Below are 21,110 nucleotides of genomic sequence, written 5' to 3'. Positions count from 1 at the left end.
CGGAGCCGCGAAAATCGCTGGTGCCAAGACCAAAGCCAACATTCTAAATTTCCAATGTTGAGATCCTCCCATCACGATTCTCTCCCGGCTCCCTAGTTAATAGCGGCGGAGTTGAGCTGGTCCAAAGCAAGCGCTCTCAACCATCTATGTTCAAAGATGGACTTAAGATGCGAATTGCGACATCCCGCAGATTTGCAAAAGCTGTGAAAGCCTCTAGTCCAATCACAGTTACCTAGTCTGTGATTCAATATAGTGGGCCATTAACTCAACGTCCATTACATCTTTCTGGTATCCCAAGAGCCTGCGCAATCTGGTTTTTGTGCCTTTATGGTTGAATCCTTCTGGGTGTACCATCTGCACCATGGGAGCGGCCGAGCATAGTTCCGTCGATGATCGAGACTTGAATCTTCGTCAGGTTATCGACTCGGCTCCTGCGTTGATCCACACCGCACGACCGGATGGTTACCTCGATTTCTTCAATCGGACCTGGCTGGATTTCGTTGGGCAGCCGCTGAAGAGCCTGCTGGGATGGAAATGGACTTCCTGGATTCATCCTGAAGATGTCGAGAGTTTTGTGCAGAAGTGGCGAGAGTCGCTCGCTACGGGAGAGCGCTTCGAGGGAGCCGCACGAGTGCGGCGGGCTGATGGCGAATATCGCTGGATGCTGCACCATAAACTCGCGTTGCGCGCCAGAGATGGAGAAATTCTCAAGTGGCATGGATCGAGTATTGATATCGAGAATCGGAAGAGGACGGAGGAACAGCTCCGAAGGACTGCCCAGGAGTTGCAAAAGAGCGAGTTTTATCTGGCCGAAGCGCAACGCCTTGGCCACATCGGCAACTGGGTTTTTGATCCTGCAGTAGGTTTCGACTACTGGTCGCGCGAACTTTTTCGAATACACGGTCTTGATCCGGCTGCAGGAGTACCCGGCTTTGGGAAATACCTGACACTCGTTCATCCACAGGATCGTGAGTTCATGGCGTTGCTCATGGAGCAAATGACTCATGAGTTTTCTGGATTCGATGTCACCAAGCGCGTAGTGCGACCGGCGGGCGAAGTTCGGTACATTCGATGCGTGGGTACTCCCATCTTAGACAATGGCACGATGAAGAGCATCGGCGTCGGCATAGATGTTACGGAGCACGAACTCCTGACGCAGGAGCTCCGGCGTCGCGAAGCCTATTTGGCTGAAGCCCAAAGATTGAGTCACACAGGCAGCTTTGGTTGGAGGCCAGGCTACGAAGAGCATATATGGTCGGATGAAACCTACTGCATCTTCGAATACGATCCGGCGACCAAGGTTACGCTTGACATGATCGTGGAACGCGTTCACCCTGAGGATCGCAATTTTGTGCTTGAGACTGTAGAACGAGCTTCTACCAGCGGCGGCGCCATCGATTACGAGTATCGTTTGCTCTTCCCCGACGATCGCGTCAAGTATGTTCATGTTCTGGCGAGACCGTTGGGAACCGATTCCGATGACCTCGAGTTCGCGGGGGCGGTCATCGATATTACCGAGGCAAAACGGGCAGAAGAGAAGATTCGACTCAACGAGAGAGAGCTTCGGACCATCATTGAGATAATGCCCGCCTACATGGGGACCGCTTTGCCTGACGGAACAGTTGATTTTCTGAGTCCGAGTTGGTTCGACTACTCCGGCCAGACCAGAGAGGAGGCGACGGGATGGGGATGGGCGGGTGTGCTCCATCCCGACGACGCAGATCGAGTATTGGCAAACTGGCAGGCGGGATTGGCCTCAGGAAAACCTGTTGAGCAGGAATTTCGTTGCCGACGGGCGGATGGGACCTATCACTGGTTTCTGAATCGCAGTCTCCCTCTCCGTGATGACGAAGGAAGGATCGTTAAATGGTACGGGATTCTCTTCGACGTCAATTCATTGAAAGAGGCTGAACACGCTCTTCAAACGCGAGAGCATCAGCTCGTTGGCATTATCGAAACAATTCCCTCAATGCTTTGGTCATTGTGGCCGACCGGAGAACCAGCTCATCTCTCTAAAAGATTCCTTGAATATTTTGGGGCTCCCTTCGAAGAATTCGCTAATCGCGGGTGGATGAGCCTCATTCATTCCGATGATCGAGAGGAGACTTTGAAGGTATTCGTCCGTGCACTCGAAACTGGAGAATTATTCAGCGTAATAAACCGCTTGCGACGCGCAGATGGAGAGTACAGATGGCATCACACGATGGGCGAACCCTTGCGTGATCCCGACGGCAAGATCATTCAGTGGTATGGCCTCACTGTGGACATCGATGAACGGAAACGGGCAGAAGATCATCTTCGGGATACGCGCATCAAGTTCAGCAGAGCGTCGAAAATCGCAACCGTAGCTGAGCTCTCAGCATCGATCGCTCATGAACTAAATCAGCCGCTTACGGCTGTACTTGGAAATGCTCAAGCCGCCAAACGTTGGTTGACAGCCAATCCGCCCGATCTGACCGAAACAAACGCCTCGATTGACCGTATATTGAGAGATATTCGCTCAGCAGATGAGACCATGCAGCGCATTCGTGCTCTTTTTAGAAGCGAACCATACGAGAAGAGCGACGAGAGTGTTCTGGACATCATTCGAGAGTCCTTGCGTTTCATCCAGGAAGACCCCAGTAAGCGCGAGGTTCAAATTGACTGGTCCATCGAAGGTAGCCTGCCGTCAATTTGTGTCGACCGTATTCAAACCCAGCAAGTATTTATCAACCTAATTTCGAACGCGATTGAAGCGACCGATGGGAGTGTAAATACGGCCAAGATTCTCCTTAGAGCCTTTGTTACGCAGGAGCACGAGGTCATAGTCCAGGTCATCGATAATGGCACGGGACTCGAAGATACCGAGAAGATATTCGATGCCTTTATGACAACCAAGGAAAAGGGAATGGGCATTGGCTTGGCCGTCTCAAGATCTATCGTCGAAGCCCACGGCGGGCGACTCTGGGCGGAGAACAACCTTGATGGCGGCGCAACTTTCAACGTTGCCTTGCCTGCGTCTTCAAAACGGGAGGTTCGCTAGCTCCTCGTCCAACGAACTTCGCCCTTGAATCCACATTAATAATCCCGGCGAGCCATGCTGCTCTCGCCGGGTTGCTAGCAATCGATCTTCGACTACTTGGTAACAGCATCATTAATTCCTTCGCCGGTCTCTTCCGTACCGGCCTTGACACCTTTTCCCGTGTCTTTGGCCGCGACCTTGGTTCCATGACCGACGTCTTTGGCGCCCCTCTTCGTGGCCTTGCCGACTTTCGTAGTCGCATGCCTAACGACATGACCGGTCTTGGTTGCAGCTTTGTCTACGTCGTGGGCAGCATCCTGGCTAACCGCCATACCTACGCAGAGAACCAGCAATGTGGGAATCCCCGCAATTGTTAGTACCTTCATCGTTTCTCCTTTTCATTTACAGCCATCAGTTTGAGCAACGCCTACACGCGGCACGTCCTCAACGGGAGTCGTGCGGTTAATTCGCTTCCGGGTGTCGAGCCTGTTTTAGCTGACATCCGGCACTAGCGATCGCATCTGCCGGGCAATGCGGATAGCGATTACGGTGGGACCGTCTGTAGCAAGGGCTGCCGTGAATGCTTGCTTGATCTTGTCGGCGGTATTCGCTGCAACACCGGTGCAGCCGAAAGCCTTGGCGGTGCTAACGATGTCGAGTCCCGGAAGATCAAGAGCTGGAACGTTGAGCGTCTTCTCGAGAGCCGCAAAGTTTTGAGAATGGCATACTCGTCGTTGCAGGGCACGATAAAGATGAGCTTGAGTTTCTGCTGGGCTGCGGTATACAAACTTTGCACCGAATACTGAAGAGAGCCGTCTCCAATCGCCGCGACAACTGGCTTGCCAGTGCCCGCCTTCTTCTGGGCAATTGCGATTCCGACCGCAGCTGGTGCACCCCAGCCAAGTCCACCGCTGGCAAACGTGTAGAAAGAGTCGGGTTCAATGATCGGCCAATTCTGGAGTAGGTCGGCATAGTTCGACGCTGTTTCGTGGACAAGGATTGCGTCCTTGGGCACTTTGCCTAACGCCATGAACGCTTCAAGGGCAGTCAGAGGGCTATTCGGCTCTTTCGCTGTTGCGTGTGTGGCCTTACCTGAAGCGGAGGCGCCGTTCGAGAGGAAATTTCCGGAAGGGCGTCGACCAGTTCGTCCAACGCAAGCCGCGCGTCGGACAACAGACTGTCCCCAACGATGGCGGCCGCTGCGTCGTATGGATCGCTCGTGATCTGAAGAAGCTCGGCTCCCTGCGGAAGGTATTCTCCAGCGATATACGGGTAATAGCGGAAGATCTGAGCACCAACCACCACAATCAAGTCATGCCCCGAAAGTTTCTTGCTGAGTGGCCCAACAGCTATGGGGGCCATACCTCTGAACAGCGGATGAGTCTGCGGAAAAGATGCCCGATCAGATAAGGGCGATAGTTATACAGGCGCCTGGAGCCGTTCTGCAAGCTTGATGCCGGAGTCCCAACCGCCGCTGCGTTCGATCTCGGGACCATAGATCAGAACCGGATTCTTGCTCTTCTGAATTCTTTCCGCAAAAAGAGCAAGCCGAGCCGGATCCGGCGCATAGCGTCTGCTGACGGTCCGAACTACTGCTTCACTCAATGCAGGCTCATCCCAGTCACTCAGTGGAATGGATAAGTACACTGGGCCGGAGGGAGGCTGCAGAGCGACCGTGTAAGCCCTCATGATTGCTCCCGGGACATCCTGTGTTCTGACTGGCTGGTACGCCCACTTCACCCAGGGACGCGGCAGCGTCGTCTCATCACGATTCGTAAGGTATGGTCGCAACGAATCATCTCACGTGTTTGCTGCCCAGCCGTGATAATGAGCGGCGTCTTGTTCTGAAAAGCCGTCATGATATTGCCCATTCCGTGGCCAGTCCCAGCAGAGGTATAAGCGAACCCATCGGCCATTGCCACTGCGGTCGCTTCCTGCAGACCGAGCACGTACTCGAAATCTGAAGGAAAGTTTTTCAGGCACGGCTGCTCGGTCGAACCAGGGTTCCCAAAGATGGTAGTCAGGCCGAGTTTCCTCAGCAGGTCATAGGTCGCCTGATACACCGTCAGCGTCGTTTGCTTTTCACTCATCTATGGGCTCCAGGTTTATAAACGTCGCAGTTTGGGTCTAGAAACGCCATGAACCAGTCGCTCTATGCAGGAATGTTGGGGACAAGGACAAGCTTTTTGTTCACAAACTCCTCAAGCCCCAAATTGGAGAGTTCCTTCCCGTATCCGGACCTCTTAATACCGCCGAACGGAAGATCAGGCCAGTTCGCATCCGGATAGTTGATGAAGACCATTCCTGTCTCGACACGGCTGGCGACGCGCTTGGCCCTCTCAATGTCGGTGGAGTAGACCGCCCCCCCCGAGTCCAAACGGCGAATCGTTCGCTATCGCGATCGCTTCAGCTTCGTCTTTGGCTGGAAAGATAAGCGCAACGGGACCAAAGAATTCCTGCTTGTACGCTGGATTGTCAGGTGTGAGGCCAGTGAGGACAGTGGGTTCCAAGAAGGCTCCCACTGTTCCGACACGATTTCCACCAAGCAGAACTTTCGCTCCATGGCTCGTTGCGTCATTGATCTGTCTAAGTATCAACTGCAATGCACCATCAGACGATAATGGGCCGAGCGTCACACTTTCGTCGAGAGGATCGCCGAGCTTCAACTCCTTTGCGGCAGCGACGAACCGCGGCAAGAATTTGTCGAGCATCGATTCAACCACGATGAACCGCTTTGCGCCGATACAGGTTTGTCCGTTGTTACCGAATCGCCCGAGAACAGCCATAGCAACGGTGTGGTCGAGGTCGGCGTCATCGAGAACAATGAGCGCGTCGCTTCCGCCCAATTCCATTGTGGACTTCTTGAGATTCTTGCCCGCCCTGGACGCCAAGGCCACTCCCGCTCGCTCCGAGCCGGTAAGTGCAATCGCTTTGACTCGAGGATCATCGATCAACGCACCTGCTTGATCGTTGCTGAGGAAGAGATTGGTGTAGACACCAACTGGCACGCCGGCGTCCTTCAGAACCTTTTCAAACGCAACTGCACACTGGGGCACGCCGGGCGCGTGCTTCAACAGCATCACGTTTCCCGACATGAGGTGCGGGCCCACGAAGCGGGCCAGCTGGTAATAAGGGTAGTTCCACGGCTGAATGCTCAACAGGACTCCCAAGGGAGAAAACTCAAGATGGGCGTCTCCCATCGCGGACTTGAAGGGCTTCGGTGCAAGGAACTCTGCGGCGTGGTCTGCGAAATATTGGAGGATCGCGGCGCTCAACTCGACCTCACCGCGGCTTTCTGCAATGCGCTTACCCATTTCAAGGGTGGCGAGCTTAGCCAGCTCGCTCTTCCGTTCGAGCAGAAGCTAGGCGGCGCGTGAAATAATCTTTGCGCGCTCTTCGATTGGGCGAGTTGCCCAAGACACAAAAGTCTTGTCCGCGGCGGCCAAGGCGTCCATCATTTCTTGATTGGTGTGCTCTGTGAAGGTCTTAAGGACTTCTCCAGTAGCTGGATTTACGCTGCGGTATGGCACGGTGAGCTCCTTTGCAGTTCGCGCGACAGTTTACCACCACGCCGCATCTTGCGGTATGCGTCGTCAAGAACGTCGCGTTGCACGCAGCCGGGATGAAACATTCCAGCAGGTGAACAGCGTGATCGTAGCAATCCATCAGAGCTCGATAAATTACATATTCCTTGTAATGGACGCTCAGATCAAACCGAGATGAAATCACCCTTCTCCGCCCTGCCACTCTACCCCATTCTTCAAGGCCGTACGATCGCTACCAGAAACATGTAATAGCGACTGCTCGAGTTGGACTCATACGATAGAGACCGTGTCGGTTCCACTCGAGTCGCTTTATGTTCTCCAAGATCGTCGTCGCCTTGAATGATTTTCCCGAGTCGCAGCGTGCACTTCGCACGGCGATTGAACTCGCGCGCGTCTGTAATGCGGAGCTCGCAACGGTGTCAATCCTGGGAGATCTTCCGGCCTACATGTCGTTTGCCATCGTTGTCGATCCCAGTGCTCCCAACACGATGAAGGAAGACCGGCGGCGAGCCCACAGTGAATTGCATAAGAAAGCATCACTACTGGCCCAGGAGCATGGAGTTCGTGCGAAAAGCTCGATCGTCGAGGGACGGGAGGTACAGGCGATACTTTGTTTCCTTAAAGATGAACGAGCCGATCTGCTTGTTATCGGACTTCATCAGCACGACTTCTATTTATCCCGACTCTGGAGTTCCGTTTATGACCTCGCCCAGGAAGCTCCCTGCAGCGTGCTCGGTGTGCATTGAGCGCGCCGGTCAAGAGCAGCGAGGTCTTGCAGTCGAAATCAATTTAGCCTTCGGAGGCTTACGGCATGAGTAAAAAATCATTGATTATTCCGCTGATCGTATTGCTCGCTGCTGGGGGTCTTCTCTTCGGTATTGCCGGACACTTGACTGGGTGGCAAGGAAGCCGACCCGAGCAGGCGACGGATGACGCCTACCTGAGAGCAGACATGACGCCTTTGAGCACGCGGATCTCCGGAACGGTCCGCAAGGTGAACGTTAATGACTATCAGAGCGTCAAGGCGGCCCAGATTCTCATCGAGCTTGCCGACGACGACTATCGGGCGGCTTTGAATCAGGCCCAAGCTGCCCTGGCCGCATCGCAAGCCTCGCTTGCGGACAATCAGGCGGCGAAGAGAGTACAGGATGCTCAAATCGATGCGGCCAAGGGGGGAATTATCCAAGCAGAGGCTGCTATCAACGCTGCCAAAGCCGGCATAGCCTCGGCCTCACCCGAACTCGAGCGCGCATTGACCGAGTTGAATCGTCAGCAGGCCCTGTTCGACTCGAAGGCGGCAACTCACCAGCAATTGGAAACGGCCACTGCTCAGCAGGGCCAGCTCAGCGGCGTAGTAGACGCGCGGAAAGCGGATCTCGCGCGCGCCGAGGGAGCTCTGGCCACAAGCCAGGGTCAACTTGAGGCGGCGAAGCGCCAACGGGAGGCGCTGAATACAAAGGATGATGTTTACGAAGCTGATATAGAGGCGAAGAAGGCCGCTATTGTCGTCGCCCAAGTGAACTTGGCCTACACGCGAATCGCGGCACCGACCGATGGGACGGTCGGGGAACGCCACGCCCTCGTCGGCCAGCTGGTCGCTCCTGGAACGCAGGTAATCGATCTGGTTCAGAGCGAAGTCTGGGTGCAGGCGAACTTCAAAGAGACTCAACTAACCAATATGCGAGTCGGCGACACAGCAGATGTTCGGATCGATACCTTCCCAAACCGGGTGTTTCACGGGAAGGTCGAGCAACTCTCTCCCGCGAGCGGTTCTCAGTTCGCCCTTTTGCCGCCTGACAATGCTACCGGCAACTTCACCAAGGTCGTTCAGCGAGTGCCCGTTAAGATTGTGCTTTTTTCGGGACAGCCCTATCTCGATCGGCTGCGGCCGGGATTCTCGGCAGTCGTCACCGTTCATACCGGCAAGGCTGGAGGACGATCGGACGGTGATCAATGACGGGGCCTGATGCCAACACGCAGGGTACTCACCCGGCAGTGACAACGCACCCGCTGCTGGGGGTCGCCGGCGTGCTCCTTGGCGCACTCATTGCGACATGCACGGGTCGCTTGATGAGCGTGGGGCTGGCGGACCTGCGAGGTGCGTTGCATCTCGGAGTCGATGAGGGGGCCTGGATCAACACCGCGTTCAACGCCTCCATGATGTTTATCGGACCCTTTTCCGTATACCTGGGAGGTCTCCTTGGCCCAAGGCGAGTGCTTATGGCCTGCGCATGGATCTTCACCGTCGTAAGCTTTTTGATCCCTTTCTGCCATTCACTCGAAGCGGTGATCGCTCTGCTTATCATCGCTGGCCTTAGCGCCGGTACTTTCTATCCGTTGACGTTATCCTTCGTGCTCAGAAGCCTTCCGATGCGCTTTGTATTAGTCGGAATTGCAATGTATGCGACGGACATCATCTTCACAACAGACATGGCGCAGGCGTGGGAATCATTCTTTCTTGAACACCTCTCCTGGCATTGGATTTTCTGGAACGGGACCATTTTGACTCCAGTCATGATTGCGCTGGTTCACTTTGGTATTCCATGGCAGCCGCTTCCAACACCGCAGCCGGGACATCCCACTCCCAATTGGAGGGGCTTTCTGTATGCCAGCCTCGGGATGGCACTTCTTTATATTGCGCTCGATCAGGGGCAACGACTGGATTGGTTTCATTCGTCGCTCATCATCGGACTGGTAGCCGCAGGGGCCCTGCTCATACTAGCAGCGATAGTTCGACATTTCCTGCTGCCCAATCCTTTGGTCAATTATCAGTTCCTCATGCGCAGGAACACTCTGTTGCTGGCGCCGGTCCTTATCAGCTTCCGCTTCATCATGCTTGCTACAGTTGTAACCATTCCCAGCTTTCTCGGCTCGGTCCGAGGATTCCTTCCTCTACAGGAAGCACCCGTCCTAGCCTGGGTGGCGCTCCCGCAATTCGTGCTCGGCATAGCTGCAATGGCTTTGATGCGCAAAATTGACCCCCGGCTGATTCTTACCGTCGGCTTCGGCCTGGTAGGGGTCGCATGTTTGCTCGATGCGCGTGTCACTTCCGTGTGGGCCGGGCCCAACTTTGGAATCTCCCAGGCCGTAATGGCCATAGGGCTGGCTCTGGCCTTCAACTCGATGGTTGGCGCTATCGTACTGGAAATTATTGACACCGGTGGGTTGAAACGGCCCGCTGACGTGTTGACCTTTGCGGGCTTCTTCCAGGTCACCCGTTTATTTGGGGGTGAGATGGGGTCAACGTTTATGGGGCACTTCATTGCTGTTCGGGAACAGTTCCACTCGAACATGGTTGGGCTGAATGTCCAGCTGGGAAATGGCCTTACCGATTATAGACTGCTCGGACTTCAACATGCATTCGCTTCACATTCAACCGGCCTTAGCGCAGCGGGCCACGCCGCGGAGGTTCTGGGCCTGCAGGTTCGCCAGCAAGCCTTTACGCTGGCAATCTCTGACAGCTTTCTTCTCCTGGCTACATGCTGCGGGGCGTGCCTCGTGGTGATTTCCTTCATGTCCAAAGTGCCAACTCAGTATCGGCAGGTCACTGCTGCACCAGAGGAGGACAAATGAGAAGCACACTCAATGAAAGGGGACAGATTATGACATCAGCCTCCGCAGCACGGCGAGAACTTCGAGCAGCAGCCAGGCTGTGCTTGCCCTTGGCACTTCTGGGTTCGACATTCATCCCGACTTTGGTGGCACAACAATCCTCTGCGAATCCGATGCAATTAACGCTCGATCAGGCGATTAATCTTGCCCTGAGGCAAAATCATTCTGTTCACCTCCGCAGTCTTTCTGTCGAGCAGATGCAAAGCAAGAAAGACGAGGCGAGATCCAACTACCTGCCTCAACTCAAGGCGAGCGGCAGTGTTCTTCATGTCACAGAGCTTGCAGGCGTTGAGATCCCAGCGGGTGCGTTCGGGAACTATCCGTCGACTGGGCCGGTCCCGGCGAAGTCCCTCTTTATCGATCAAGGAGGTTTCACTGGATACACCGGGGGGGTGGGGTTAGAGCAGCCTCTTACACAGTTGTTTCGCATCCACCAGGCGAACGTTGCCGCAAAACAGGATCTGCTCATCGCCAAGACACAACTTGATCAAACCCAAGATGCAATTGCACTGCAAGTCCGCCAGTTCTATTTCAACATATTGATCAACCAACAAAAGCTGAAGGCATCCCAGGACCAGTTGGCCGCAGCCCAGATCAAGGATGAGGAGAGCCGGAGCGAAGTAGCAAAGGGCAACGCCCTTGAAATATCCGCTCTTCAGAGCAAAGCAGCCATCCTGCAGGCACAGCAGGAGAGCCTGACTTTACGTCTGCAAGGAAACGATTTGCGGCGTCAGCTGGCGGACGTTCTTGGACTCCCAGTCGATACCCCCCTTGATCTCGACCCTGGAGGGGCTGCGGTTGCGCTTGACGTTCCAACACGGGCAGACGCGATACGGATTGCGCTCGAACAGAACCAGGACCTCAGAGCGGCTCGACAGACTCTGGTTAAAGCCCAAGCGGGCCTGGCCGCGGCCAAGGACGCCTACATCCCCGATGTTACAGCGCTCTCCCGATACAGTTATCAGAGTGGAGTGCCGTTTCTCGTCCATAATTTCGGGACATTTGGGTTTTCACTCAGCTACGACCTCTTCGACGGCGGCCGACGCGAAGCCAAAGTTCGGGAAGCGCGGAGCGAAGTGCACTCTGCGGAAGTGGCTGTTGACAAGCTGCAGTCTGAGATTGAAGTTCAGGTGCATGGCATTTACGACAGAGTCGACGAACTCAGGCAGATGGTTGATGTTGTCGGACAAGTTGTGAAGGTCCGAACAGAAGCGGCCAGGCTTGCCGATCGACAGTTTGAGCAGACTGCGGCGCTCAGTTCCGCTCGAAGTCAAACCCACGCTGACCTGGCGAGCGCAACCGCGTCCTTGCTGGAAGCAAGTTGTGGCCTCTCATTGGCGGACGCAGACTTGAAGAGAGCAATCGGCCAGATGCCGCAATAGAGAGAATTTCATGCACGAGACGGTTCCTACACGAAAGCAGGTATGAACTCCATGGATAACACCCTAACCAGTATTTTGGCTGCGCTCGGCGGTTCCGTAATCGGCGCTACAACTCCGGTGCTTAGCAATTTCGTTCTTCAACGAAGCGTGACGCAGCGAGAGCTGACCAATCGTGAAATAGCTCAGCGCGAAGACCTATACTCGGAGTTCATCCGCCAAGGAACGGCTTGCTACGTAAAAGCGCTTTCGCAGAGTCTTGAAAACATTGACGAAATTGTTGCGATGTTCGCCCTGGTGAATCGGATCAGGCTATTCGCATCTGGCAGCGTCCTTGAGGCAGCAGAATCGTTTGTAAAGACTCTTGTGGAGAAATACGGTGAAAAGAATATGAGCATCGACCAAATCAAATCAGTGGCTCTGGAGCAGCATGCAGATCCCCTGAACGATTTCGCGCTCAAGTGCAGAGCGGAACTTCGCGAGATCTACGAACGAGGGACTTGGCGACGCGGATAAATCCCGCGGTTCATCCTTTACAAACTCCCTTTAGAAGGTCCACCAGAGCATCGCCGTCAACCGGTTTGCGGAAGAAGCCGACTGCTCCCTTTTCAAGGTAGAACGATTCCGACTTCTCAGAAGGCTTTCCAGTGATGATAACGACTGGCAATGAACTAGCAGTACTGTTGATGTGGTGAAGCAAGCCCAGGCCACTCATCTGACGCATCTCCACATCAGTGATGACGCAAGAGCTCTTTTGCAGACCGCCTGACTCGAGAAATTCTTCCGCTGAACAATAGCCTTCAGCGTTATATCCGCAGGAAGCCAGTAAGTTTATCAACGACTCGAGAACTCGGAGATCATCATCAATGACCGCGATCGTGCGCGCCTGCATGCCCATTGAAACCTCCGCCTCTGGTACGATCTATAGAAAATCATTTCCGTGCAACCTAGGATGTTTTGGAAGACCCAAGATTTAGTTTGCTGGCGAGCTTAACCAGAGTTGCGAAAGAATCGGCTTCCATTTTCCGCATGATATGCCCCCGGTGTATCTGCACGGTATACTCCGTGATTCCTAATTCCCAGGCCGCCTGCTTGTTCAAAAGACCACTTACCAACAGCGGCAACACTTGTTGCTCCCGTGGGGTCAGTGATCGGTAACGCGCGAGCAGACTCTCCTGTTCAAATGAGGCCAATCGAAGTTTCCGGTCCTGCTCGAGTGCCTTTTCGATACAGGCAAGTAGTGCCGTCTCGTCAATAGGTTTGGTGAGGAAGTCCATCGCTCCTCCCTTCATCGCCGTGACGGTGGACGGAACATCGCCGCGGCCAGTAATGAAAATGACTGGGATTGTCGTTTGAGCGGCTATCGACTCTTGCACTTGCAGTCCATTCAATCCCGGCATTCTCAAATCGAGAATCAGACACGCACACGAGTCCTGGCGTTCGAAGTCGAGGAAGTCTTGTCCTGAAGTGAACATTTGAACCTGCTTGCCATTGGCCCGCAAGAGTGATGAGAGAGCGTCTACAACCCTAACATCATCATCGACAATGTAGACCATTTCGTGTGGCGGCACTATCCCCTCCCGGAGTGAGCTACTGAGAGCTGTGCGCGTCATTGTCCACAAGCCTCGAAAATGCTCGGCGCACCGCTTCGGAAGCGCCCCTTTGCGAGAGATTATATTGGGAAGGCCTGACGAAGTCACCTACGTACCCTCGAATCAGGCATTACATGAATATGTAATTGCGAAAGCCCCACTGTTCCCTGATGAGGACTTTCGAGGAGAATGTTCGTGCACTTCTCCATCACAACGAAGAGGCACTCTTGCTCTTCATCTTTTCCCTCCGGTAACCAGGCATCATTATCCGGATCCAGTAGCTGCGGAAGTGCCGGTCTAAACAGGGCTATGCGGAGAGTCAGCAACACGGTCACCCCAATATCGATCCACATCTTGGACTCCTCCTATCGTTCGGGCACTCGCTATGGTTGCCAGGCGACATTGGGAACTCAGCTTGCCATAAACCTCCAACCGAATGGCAGTTCGTGGCAAACGATTTGACTGGCGCCGGAGCTCAAACGTCCTGGCCATCATAGGCATGGTAGCGTTCAGAATGCCATTACATATTTGTCCAGGCTTCCATAATTGCTCAAAGGACGTGTTGGTCGAACCGGAAGATTGAGACTAAACCGGACGGCGGCCGGATGCCTACGCTCTGTTACCAGGGGTTCCTCCGTGCGAAAGCGCGGTCAAACGGCTAATAGCGAGCCCATTCCCAATCCACCATGATCGCTGCAAGGCAGGATTGGCATATGTGCAGATGCCATCACTGGACGCCAACCATGCCGGGTGTGGTGGACTCTCTACGAAGGCACCGATTTTTCCACCATGAGTCATGTCGTCCAGCCCGATCCACATCGGAGGTACAGGGAATTCACGTCCCATGCGGTTCGAGGTCTCCATGTCAGTTTTAGCTGCCGTAGCGTGACTGCGAAAGTCTAACCGATCGTGGGACTGGCGGCTTACGTTGAGCTGAAGCACGGTAGCTCGATGCGAAAACATGTCACTCCTCCTTCTCGTCGAATGGCTTCGAACGTGCCCCCTTGTGCCGCGATGATCGAACGACTGATTGCCAAAGCCACGACCGTTCCCCGGGATTCATCCGCGAGGACCGCTTCAAGCAGATGCTTCACACTGGTGACACAACCACCGCTGTTTTCGATTTCGAGGCTAACGTGATCGTCGGTGAAGTCGGTCCTCAGTGTTAGCCTCTTCGGTTCCTCAGATCGAGACATGGCTTCGTAGGCATCCACTAGCAAATTGAAGAAGCACCTGCTGAATCTGGGCTGCATCGGCGAATGCGAACGGCAGGTCCGGATTCAGTTTGCAATCGATTGAGACTCCCTTTTCGCGAACGTCTGGGGCCTGAAGGCTTATCACCTGCGCAATCAAAGTATTTAGATCGATTGGCCGTGGATTGGGCCGACGGCGATCGAAGAGTTGGCGCATCTCGTGAACGATATTGCCAGCAGACATTCCATCTCGAACCACTCCTTCGAGTGCGGCATTTGCCTGTGAGATGTTGAGGTTGTCAGAAGAAAGCCAATTGAGCGCTGCTCGCGCGTTGGCTACGACAGCCGCTAATGGCTGCACAATCCTGTCAGAGAGGGACGCAGAGAGTTCGGCAATTGCTGCGGACTGTGTAGCGCGACCGATTCGCTCCCGCGCTGCGTCGAGAGCCTCGCTGCCTCGTTTCTTTTCATCGATATCGATGTTCACGCCAACCCAATACCTAACTTGACCATCCGAATCCCTGAGAGGCTCCGCTCGCGAAAGAAACCACCGGTATTTTCCATCGGCTCCCAATATGCGGATCTGGTCATCGCGCGGGCGCCCCGTTTGAATTTGTTCTGCCCAGTTCCTGCTCGAGGTAGCCTGGTCCTCAGGATGCAGGAAGACCAAATGGGCGTCCCATCGTGTTTCGAAATTTGCAGCAACCCGAAGCGGGTGATCTGATGGAAGACCCAGGTAGTCCGCCGTAGCTCCGTTGACAAACGCCAGAGCCCCCGACGCACGGGCATACCAAGCTTGAGTCGGAAGAACGTTAAGGGTTACTTGAAGATTCGCCTCGACAGGCGGAAGCGCTTTGCCCGACGGTGCTGTGACGACGGCGGTGAAGAGCCACACTTCTGAGCCGTCGGGGGCAACATGTCCCGTTCCGACAGCATCTACCGCACTTCCTCGTGCAGAATCCCTGGCGCGGAGAAAGAAACGAGCGCGATAGGTCTTATGATGAATCCGCGCTTCCTGCCATAGAGTGGAAGACATTTGTCTGTCTTCTTCCGCTACAAGTTCCAGCCAATTCAAGTCCCCAAGCTGAGCCGCGCTCAGGGCTGTGATTTCTCTCAACTCTTGATTTGCGTAGATACAGCGGCCGTCGGAATCTGCCAACCATGTGGGATTCGGAGAGTACTCAAGGAAGGCAGCCAGAACAGTCGTATCCATCATTTCCGTGTGTTGAGCGTATTACGAAAGGGAATTTAAGGGGCATTACATGTTTATGGTAGCGGGCAGATTTCTACTGTGAGCACGCCGACAATCCACATGAAGATGTAATGGCGTGGTTTGGAGCCCTTTGGATATCGTACGGTTGTCAGGCGACACAAACCCCCAAATAAGCACCAATGAAAAGTTGCATTTGCATGCATGTCTCTGCACTTCGCCCTGCGGGTCGAAATCTTTGTGTCTCCTCGCGCACGCGGGGTAAAGGAGGGGTACGATGCGGGACAATCCCAATTTGAGTCCGAAGCAGATAGACCGGATTCGGTCCCTCGCCCAGCTTCGATCGGTACAAGCCGGTGAAGTTCTTTATGAACCCTCGCAACCGGATGTGCCTCTGTTCATCGTACTGGAAGGTAACGTCTCGATTAGCAGGACGGGCGAGGACGACAAGATTCTCGCGGTTCGGGAAGCAAACCAGTTCACCGGCGAGATGTCCGTCATTTCCGGAAAGCGATCACTGCTCAAGGCGCGCGTCACTGGACGGCAGCGTTCTGAAACTCTGTCGGGATAAGGTACTTTCCCTGATGGCGAAAGACACCGAGTTGGGCGAGATCTTCATGGAAGCATTCGTCGCCGCCGCCTGTTCATGTGATGGCCGGAGCAGCGCCACGGACAGAATGGCTTGAAGATTCCTTTGTCTTGGATAATAGGAAATTTATCATCACCGGCCCCGATCTTGCTGTTCGCGAGTGGGGATCAATGGCCGCTAAAACGACCTCCGTTCATGCTCGAAACCTGCGTTCCAGGAATCTTAGCGGTGGGCGACACGAGATCAGGAAATGTGAAACGGGTTGCCTCCGCAGTCGGCGAAGGTTCAAATGGCAGTACACCTCGTGCATCGATATCTTGCCGAGTGCGCGGAGCAACTCGTGTCAGTTCAACAAGCGCAAACGGCACCGGCTTCGGCCAGAGCCTGACCGGATCACAGGCCGCACGCCCTTGCGACATAAACATGTAGTGGCACAGAGGAGCGGCAAACGTTATATTGCCCACAGAACTGAGTGGTCAGCGGTCCGCCTGAATGTTGCTAGCGGCGGTGACCAGTGAAAACAAGTGGAGGGCCGCGTGAGTCTTGTGACTTTTACGGAATCAGATCAAAAGCCCAGACCGGGCGCTCTACAGGGAGACCGGGTGGCGATCTCTCTGATCAAATCGGGAGCTCCTGTTGTCGGTCCATGAGGCTCGAGACAAAGCGCATAGTCAGGTCTCACTTACACAAGTGACCCTGCTGGCACCAATTCTGAACCCGCCGCGCATTTTTGTCTTGGGCTAGCTTATCGAGATCATGCCATCGAAACGCATCAGACGATACCGAGGGTTCCTACTATTTCCTGAAGCTCACGTCAGCGTTAAACGGACCGCATTCGACGGTCGTACTGCCTAAGCTCACCCAGCAACCTGACTACGAAGTTGAATTTGCATTTGTCATCGGCAAGGGCGGAAAAAACATTTCTGCGGACCGATGGCAGGAACACTCTTCGGTTACACGATCATGAATGACCTGAGCGCGCGCGACATTCAAATATCAACCTCTCAATGGTCGTTGGGAAGAGCTTCGACACCTTCGCGCCCCTTGGACCTGCGATCGTAACAAAGATGAGGTCCCTGATCCACATTCCCTCAACATCAAATTGACTATCGGCGGCGAGCTGCTGCAGCACTCCAATACGCGAGAACTGATCTTCCGGATTCCCGACCTCATCACCTATATCTCCTCCATCACTCCTCTCCAACCAGGAGACATCATCAGCACGGGAACTCCTTCAGGAGTGGGGCTTGGCCGTACACCTCATCGTTGGCTGCGGCCGGGCGAGACCATCGTTACTGAGATTGAAGGGATCGGACAGTTAATCAATCCGGTGATCGCCGAAGCGTAACAACCCATCGATCAGATTTGCTGCCGCCACAGCTTTAGCTGCGGCGTGGCCCTCCTGAGTCTTAGCCACGCAACCTGTACAACCGTTCGAGGACCCCATGTATTCTTCGCAGCACTTCTAGCAGGAACATGTAATTTCGACGGTTTCACCTGATTGCTACTATCAGGCTGTCAGACGCCGCGCTTTGACAGGTCGACCAACGATTGCGTTGCGGAATGTGAATTCATACATGCCGAGACTTGTGTTGCGGAGGAGGTGAACAAAGATGCAGACGCGCCATGCGCAACGTTTGATTCGCCGTAGTAGTGCCTCAGCGTGGCTTCTTCTGACGAGCCCCATGTTGATTGCACAAGGGACAACTCCATCTACGCTTGCTCCAGCATCAACACCCGCGCATCAGATATTTGATTTGGCGGTCTTTGTCGTCGCAATTACCGGGGGAATATTCCTGGTCGTAGGCGGGTTACTCGCAGTTGCCCTGTATCGGTTTCGGGCACGGAAGACCGATCCCCTGGGCGAGCCGGCTCAAATCTACGGCAGCACGCAAATTGAATTGGCGTGGACCGTGATCCCCGTTCTAATTGTGGTCATCCTCTTCCTTACGACGGCACGCATCATCTTCGCGATTCAGGACGCGCCAAAGCCAAAGACAGCTCTCGATGTCACAGCGATCGGGCATCAGTTCTGGTGGGAATTTCGATACCCGAAATACGGCGTAGTCACCGCAAACGAACTCCACATTCCAGTCAGTTCCGACGCTGCGCCCGCAGCGACCTTCCTCAAGTTGACTTCTGCAGATGTCAACCACAGCTTCTGGATTCCTCAATTGGCTGGAAAGACAGATTTGATCGCGAATCATGTGAATACAATGTGGATGGATCCCCAGAAGCCGGGGCTCTACCTCGGCCAGTGCGCTCAGTTCTGCGGTACGCAACACGCAATGATGTTGTTGCGCGTATATGTCGACACGCCGGAGCAGTTCGATACCTGGATCAAGAATCAGCAGCACCCCGCCCCGCAGGACTCGGCCGTAGAAGCAGGAAGAATGGTCTTCGAAAGGCAGGCGTGCATGAACTGCCACACAGTCTCAGGCACAGCGGCGACTGGACGTTTCGGACCTGACCTCACACATCTCATGAGCCGGGCGACGCTGGCCTCCGGCGCAATCGACAACACTCCGGCGAATCTCCGCCAATGGATCAAATCGCCAGACACGTTCAAGCGCGGCGCGTTGATGCCCGCGATGCAGCTTACTGATGAGCAGTTGAATCAAGTCACTGCCTATCTCGAAACCCTGAAGTGACGACAGGATTCTGATATGAGCGATTACGCACTACCAGTCAGCCAAGTGATCGACCCGAGTACTTCCGCATCGGAGCGGAGCACCTTCCTCGAGAAACTTCACGGATGGGTAGTGACAGTCGACCATAAACGCCTTGGGATTCTTTACATTTTGTACTCGACCTTCTTTCTGCTCGTCGCAGGGGCCGAGGCCCTGATGATTCGCATTCAGCTCGCCTATCCCCAGAATCACGTTTTGAGTGCGCAGGTCTATAACCGCTTCTTCACGATGCACGGCACGACTATGGTGTTCCTGGTCGGAATGCCTTTCCTCTTTGGATTCGCAAATTACATCGTGCCGCTCCAGATTGGGGCCCGTGATATGGCCTTTCCCAGACTGAATGCCTTTAGCTTCTGGCTGACGGCTTTCGGTGGGTCCCTGCTGTATTACAGCTTTCTTGGCGGAGCCGGACTCTACGGAGTGGGAAACGCCCCAGACGTCGGTTGGTTCGCCTACGCTCCCCTCACCTTGCGCGCCTTCTCTCCTGGTCACGCGACCGATTATTGGGCACTCGCATTGATTGTTAGTGGATTCGGAACGCTTGGCACCGCAATAAACATTATTGCAACGATCATCTCGATGCGCTGCAAAGGGATGACTCTCATGAGAATGCCTCTTTTCACCTGGTTGCTTCTCATAGTGAGCATGCTGACGTTGGTTACGATCACTCCGCTTACCGCAGCGCAGTTCATGTTGCTCATCGATCGCTATCTGGGTGGCCACTTCTTCGATACACAAGCTGGAGGTTCATCGTTGATCTGGATCCACTTCTTCTGGATCTTCGGTCATCCCGAAGTCTACGTCCTGGTGCTTCCGGCATTTGCGATTGCAAACGAGGTTATCCCGGTGTTTTGCCGTAAGGCGATCTTCGGCTACCCAGCGATGGTTGCAGCTTCGGTGGCAATCATGTTTGTCAGTCTGAGCGTGTGGGCGCACCACATGTTCACTGTTGGCATGACCTCGGTTTCAAATGCCTTTTTCACTCTTTCGACGATGCTTGTCGGTGTCCCAACCGGAATCAAGATATTCAATTGGATCGCTACTCTATGGGGCGGTCGAATACGCTTCACAACACCGATGCTGTTCTGCATTGGCTTCCTCTTTCAATTCCTGATCGCGGGATTGACTGGGATCATGCTCTCCGTGTCGCCGTGGGACTGGCAGCTCCATAACTCATATTTCGTGATCGCACATTTTCACTATGTGCTTGTCGGCGCTATCGTGTTCTGCATCTTCGCAGGTATCTATTACTGGTACCCCAAAGCTACCGGGCGATTGATGGGCGAGACACTCGGTAAATGGCATTTCTGGCTTTTTGTCATCGGCTTCCACATCACGTTCGACACCATGCACTTTCTCGGTCTGATGGGAATGCCGCGATCGATCTACACGTATCAGCCGGATCGTGGATGGAACTTCCTCAATCTGGTCGTGTCCATCGGAGGACTGATCCAGGGAATAGCGGTCCTGATCTTTGCATACAACTTCATCGTTTCTTACTGGCGTGGCGAAGTCGCTGGCGACGATCCATGGGACGCCTGGACCCTCGAATGGACTACATCCTCCCCGCCTCCTGTCTACAACTTTGAAGAAGAACCGGAAGTGCACAGCCGCCGGCCTCTGTGGGACCTGAAGCATCCAGACGATCCAGATTGGGAGTACGAGTCATGAGTTCTATACCGGTCAGTCACCCAGGACATAATGCCGAGTGGCATCTTCCCAGCAAACGTCGAGTCGGTATGACGGCGCTAATTGTTGGTGAGAGTGCGATCTTCACCATCTTCGTTGTTGCCTATGTCTTCTATATGGGCAAGAGCCTCTCGGGGCCAACACCTGCGCAGGTATTGGAAATTCCAATTCTTGCCACGATCTGCCTGTTGTCTAGCAGCATTACGATCTGGCGCGCAGAAAAAGCCATCGAAGATGACCGAATGGGAAGCTTTACCGTTTGGATGGGCGCCACAATCGCACTTGCGGCAGTCTTCCTAGCAGGCACAGCGCTTGAATGGAAGAAGCTGATCTGTCAGGACGGGCTGACCGTCAGCACAAACCTGTTTGGCACGACGTTCTACTCTCTGGTGGGACTTCACGCAACCCACGTCGTAGTCGGGCTGTTTCTTCTTACCTCGATCTTTATCTTCTCTCTTTTCGGCTGGGTTGACTCGCGGCAAAGTGAGCGCTTCGGAGTTGTTGCCCTTTATTGGCACTTCGTGGATGCCGTGTGGATCGTGGTATTTACAGTCGTTTACCTGATCGGACGGTGACTTGTGGTGAATGACGGCAAAGCGGAACAAAGTCA

22 protein-coding genes and 3 pseudogenes are annotated in these 21,110 nt (G+C 54.3%); 11 read left to right on the top strand and 14 right to left on the bottom strand.

Going from position 1 to position 21,110, the window contains the following annotated elements; genetic code table 11:
- Positions 1-400 precede the first annotated feature (400 nt).
- Positions 401-3,022, top strand: a complete 2,622-nt coding sequence (locus BDD14_RS00490; RefSeq protein WP_165419836.1) for a PAS domain-containing protein — start codon at positions 401-403, stop codon at positions 3,020-3,022.
- A gap of 92 nt (positions 3,023-3,114) precedes the next feature.
- Here BDD14_RS00490 and BDD14_RS00485 read toward each other — a convergent pair whose 3' ends face one another.
- The 8 genes and pseudogenes from BDD14_RS00485 to BDD14_RS00475 form a co-directional block, all read right to left on the bottom strand.
- The gene (locus tag BDD14_RS00485) at positions 3,115-3,387 is read right to left on the bottom strand and encodes a hypothetical protein (RefSeq protein ID WP_130417113.1); all 273 of its coding nucleotides are present in this window, start codon (positions 3,385-3,387) and stop codon (positions 3,115-3,117) included.
- Positions 3,388-3,492: 105 nt separating this feature from the next.
- Entirely contained in the window at positions 3,493-3,654 is a 162-nt protein-coding gene (locus BDD14_RS33630; protein WP_278045512.1) for a thiamine pyrophosphate-dependent enzyme, read from the bottom strand.
- 116 nt (positions 3,655-3,770) lie between these two features.
- Positions 3,771-4,031 (bottom strand): annotated as a pseudogene (locus tag BDD14_RS33625) (thiamine pyrophosphate-dependent enzyme); the annotation flags it as partial.
- A 17-nt stretch (positions 4,032-4,048) separates the two neighbouring features.
- Complete coding sequence (locus BDD14_RS32730; RefSeq protein ID WP_242617629.1) at positions 4,049-4,363, bottom strand: hypothetical protein; 315 nt, start codon at positions 4,361-4,363, stop codon at positions 4,049-4,051.
- Between the two features lie 57 nt (positions 4,364-4,420).
- Positions 4,421-4,690 (bottom strand): hypothetical protein, encoded by a 270-nt coding sequence (locus BDD14_RS33620; protein WP_341273281.1) that lies wholly within the window; start codon positions 4,688-4,690, stop codon positions 4,421-4,423.
- Positions 4,691-4,737: 47 nt separating this feature from the next.
- Complete coding sequence (locus BDD14_RS33615) at positions 4,738-5,091, bottom strand: thiamine pyrophosphate-binding protein (RefSeq protein WP_278045454.1); 354 nt, start codon at positions 5,089-5,091, stop codon at positions 4,738-4,740.
- Between the two features lie 62 nt (positions 5,092-5,153).
- A complete protein-coding gene (locus tag BDD14_RS33610) occupies positions 5,154-5,378 on the bottom strand; it encodes an aldehyde dehydrogenase family protein (RefSeq protein WP_278045453.1) in 225 nt (74 codons plus the stop codon).
- Positions 5,341-6,531, bottom strand: a pseudogene (locus BDD14_RS00475) (aldehyde dehydrogenase family protein). The gene BDD14_RS33610 and the pseudogene BDD14_RS00475 overlap by 38 nt, the downstream one beginning before the upstream one ends.
- A gap of 326 nt (positions 6,532-6,857) precedes the next feature.
- Between BDD14_RS00475 and BDD14_RS00470 the strand changes: the two are divergent.
- From BDD14_RS00470 to BDD14_RS00450, 5 genes are all read left to right on the top strand, one after another.
- Positions 6,858-7,292 carry a universal stress protein gene (locus BDD14_RS00470; protein ID WP_130417112.1) on the top strand — a complete coding sequence of 145 codons (435 nt, stop codon included), beginning with the start codon at positions 6,858-6,860 and terminating at the stop codon, positions 7,290-7,292.
- Positions 7,293-7,357: 65 nt separating this feature from the next.
- A complete protein-coding gene (locus tag BDD14_RS00465; RefSeq protein WP_130417111.1) occupies positions 7,358-8,503 on the top strand; it encodes an HlyD family secretion protein in 1,146 nt (381 codons plus the stop codon).
- Entirely contained in the window at positions 8,500-10,119 is a 1,620-nt protein-coding gene (locus BDD14_RS00460) for an MFS transporter (protein ID WP_130417110.1), read from the top strand. The genes BDD14_RS00465 and BDD14_RS00460 overlap by 4 nt, the downstream gene beginning before the upstream one ends.
- Positions 10,116-11,540, top strand: coding sequence for a TolC family protein (locus tag BDD14_RS00455; RefSeq protein ID WP_165419835.1), 1,425 nt, complete (start codon positions 10,116-10,118; stop codon positions 11,538-11,540). Before BDD14_RS00460 ends, BDD14_RS00455 begins: the two co-directional genes overlap by 4 nt.
- Before the next feature lie 42 nt (positions 11,541-11,582).
- Positions 11,583-12,053: a hypothetical protein gene (locus tag BDD14_RS00450; protein WP_165419834.1), complete on the top strand. Its 471-nt coding sequence runs from the start codon at positions 11,583-11,585 to the stop codon at positions 12,051-12,053.
- A gap of 10 nt (positions 12,054-12,063) precedes the next feature.
- Here the strand turns inward: BDD14_RS00450 and BDD14_RS00445 are convergent, their stop codons facing one another.
- The 6 genes from BDD14_RS00445 to BDD14_RS00425 form a co-directional block, all read right to left on the bottom strand.
- Complete coding sequence (locus tag BDD14_RS00445) at positions 12,064-12,435, bottom strand: response regulator transcription factor (RefSeq protein WP_130417107.1); 372 nt, start codon at positions 12,433-12,435, stop codon at positions 12,064-12,066.
- Between the two features lie 49 nt (positions 12,436-12,484).
- Positions 12,485-13,108, bottom strand: a complete 624-nt coding sequence (locus tag BDD14_RS00440; RefSeq protein WP_242617628.1) for a response regulator transcription factor — start codon at positions 13,106-13,108, stop codon at positions 12,485-12,487.
- Positions 13,109-13,233: 125 nt separating this feature from the next.
- Complete coding sequence (locus tag BDD14_RS00435) at positions 13,234-13,482, bottom strand: hypothetical protein (RefSeq protein ID WP_130417105.1); 249 nt, start codon at positions 13,480-13,482, stop codon at positions 13,234-13,236.
- A gap of 256 nt (positions 13,483-13,738) precedes the next feature.
- Entirely contained in the window at positions 13,739-14,092 is a 354-nt protein-coding gene (locus BDD14_RS31495; RefSeq protein WP_165419811.1) for a hypothetical protein, read from the bottom strand.
- A complete protein-coding gene (locus BDD14_RS34115; protein ID WP_423201737.1) occupies positions 14,053-14,325 on the bottom strand; it encodes an ATP-binding protein in 273 nt (90 codons plus the stop codon). The genes BDD14_RS31495 and BDD14_RS34115 overlap by 40 nt, the downstream gene beginning before the upstream one ends.
- Positions 14,312-15,535, bottom strand: a complete 1,224-nt coding sequence (locus BDD14_RS00425; protein ID WP_278045510.1) for a PAS domain S-box protein — start codon at positions 15,533-15,535, stop codon at positions 14,312-14,314. Before BDD14_RS00425 ends, BDD14_RS34115 begins: the two co-directional genes overlap by 14 nt.
- 274 nt (positions 15,536-15,809) lie before the next feature.
- Here BDD14_RS00425 and BDD14_RS00420 point away from each other — a divergent pair, with 274 nt between their 5' ends.
- The 5 genes and pseudogenes from BDD14_RS00420 to BDD14_RS00400 all read left to right on the top strand — a co-directional run bounded on the left by BDD14_RS00420 (position 15,810) and on the right by BDD14_RS00400 (position 21,075).
- Positions 15,810-16,103 carry a Crp/Fnr family transcriptional regulator gene (locus BDD14_RS00420; RefSeq protein ID WP_130417102.1) on the top strand — a complete coding sequence of 98 codons (294 nt, stop codon included), beginning with the start codon at positions 15,810-15,812 and terminating at the stop codon, positions 16,101-16,103.
- A gap of 748 nt (positions 16,104-16,851) precedes the next feature.
- Positions 16,852-17,469, top strand: a pseudogene (locus tag BDD14_RS34110) (fumarylacetoacetate hydrolase family protein).
- Positions 17,470-17,734: 265 nt separating this feature from the next.
- A complete protein-coding gene (gene coxB, locus BDD14_RS00410; RefSeq protein ID WP_207231643.1) occupies positions 17,735-18,772 on the top strand; it encodes a cytochrome c oxidase subunit II in 1,038 nt (345 codons plus the stop codon).
- 15 nt (positions 18,773-18,787) lie between these two features.
- Complete coding sequence (gene ctaD / locus BDD14_RS00405; RefSeq protein WP_130417101.1) at positions 18,788-20,482, top strand: cytochrome c oxidase subunit I; 1,695 nt, start codon at positions 18,788-18,790, stop codon at positions 20,480-20,482.
- Positions 20,479-21,075: a cytochrome c oxidase subunit 3 gene (locus BDD14_RS00400; RefSeq protein WP_130417100.1), complete on the top strand. Its 597-nt coding sequence runs from the start codon at positions 20,479-20,481 to the stop codon at positions 21,073-21,075. Before ctaD ends, BDD14_RS00400 begins: the two co-directional genes overlap by 4 nt.
- The last annotated feature ends 35 nt before the right edge of the window (positions 21,076-21,110 follow it).

Source organism: Edaphobacter modestus, assembly GCF_004217555.1.
Classification (GTDB): Bacteria; Acidobacteriota; Terriglobia; order Terriglobales; family Acidobacteriaceae; genus Edaphobacter; species Edaphobacter modestus.
Note: the sequence above shows the minus strand (reverse complement) of the source record. Positions and strands in the feature narration are given on the sequence as shown.

Bases quoted from the DNA above. Each gene is read 5' to 3' on its own strand.
- BDD14_RS00450 (WP_165419834.1), top strand. From the start codon at position 11,583: ATGAACTCCATGGATAACACCCTAACCAGTATTTTGGCTGCGCTCGGC.
- BDD14_RS33615 (WP_278045454.1), bottom strand. From the start codon at position 5,091: ATGAGTGAAAAGCAAACGACGCTGACGGTGTATCAGGCGACCTATGAC.
- BDD14_RS34115 (WP_423201737.1), bottom strand. From the start codon at position 14,325: ATGTCTCGATCTGAGGAACCGAAGAGGCTAACACTGAGGACCGACTTC.
- BDD14_RS00465 (WP_130417111.1), top strand. From the start codon at position 7,358: ATGAGTAAAAAATCATTGATTATTCCGCTGATCGTATTGCTCGCTGCT.
- BDD14_RS31495 (WP_165419811.1), bottom strand. From the start codon at position 14,092: ATGTTTTCGCATCGAGCTACCGTGCTTCAGCTCAACGTAAGCCGCCAG.
- BDD14_RS00425 (WP_278045510.1), bottom strand. From the start codon at position 15,535: ATGGATACGACTGTTCTGGCTGCCTTCCTTGAGTACTCTCCGAATCCC.
- BDD14_RS00460 (WP_130417110.1), top strand. From the start codon at position 8,500: ATGACGGGGCCTGATGCCAACACGCAGGGTACTCACCCGGCAGTGACA.
- BDD14_RS00400 (WP_130417100.1), top strand. From the start codon at position 20,479: ATGAGTTCTATACCGGTCAGTCACCCAGGACATAATGCCGAGTGGCAT.
- BDD14_RS32730 (WP_242617629.1), bottom strand. From the start codon at position 4,363: ATGGCCCCCATAGCTGTTGGGCCACTCAGCAAGAAACTTTCGGGGCAT.
- BDD14_RS00445 (WP_130417107.1), bottom strand. From the start codon at position 12,435: ATGGGCATGCAGGCGCGCACGATCGCGGTCATTGATGATGATCTCCGA.
- BDD14_RS00420 (WP_130417102.1), top strand. From the start codon at position 15,810: ATGCGGGACAATCCCAATTTGAGTCCGAAGCAGATAGACCGGATTCGG.
- BDD14_RS33620 (WP_341273281.1), bottom strand. From the start codon at position 4,690: ATGAGGGCTTACACGGTCGCTCTGCAGCCTCCCTCCGGCCCAGTGTAC.
- BDD14_RS00485 (WP_130417113.1), bottom strand. From the start codon at position 3,387: ATGAAGGTACTAACAATTGCGGGGATTCCCACATTGCTGGTTCTCTGC.
- coxB (WP_207231643.1), top strand. From the start codon at position 17,735: ATGCAGACGCGCCATGCGCAACGTTTGATTCGCCGTAGTAGTGCCTCA.
- BDD14_RS00470 (WP_130417112.1), top strand. From the start codon at position 6,858: ATGTTCTCCAAGATCGTCGTCGCCTTGAATGATTTTCCCGAGTCGCAG.
- BDD14_RS00455 (WP_165419835.1), top strand. From the start codon at position 10,116: ATGAGAAGCACACTCAATGAAAGGGGACAGATTATGACATCAGCCTCC.
- ctaD (WP_130417101.1), top strand. From the start codon at position 18,788: ATGAGCGATTACGCACTACCAGTCAGCCAAGTGATCGACCCGAGTACT.
- BDD14_RS00435 (WP_130417105.1), bottom strand. From the start codon at position 13,482: ATGTGGATCGATATTGGGGTGACCGTGTTGCTGACTCTCCGCATAGCC.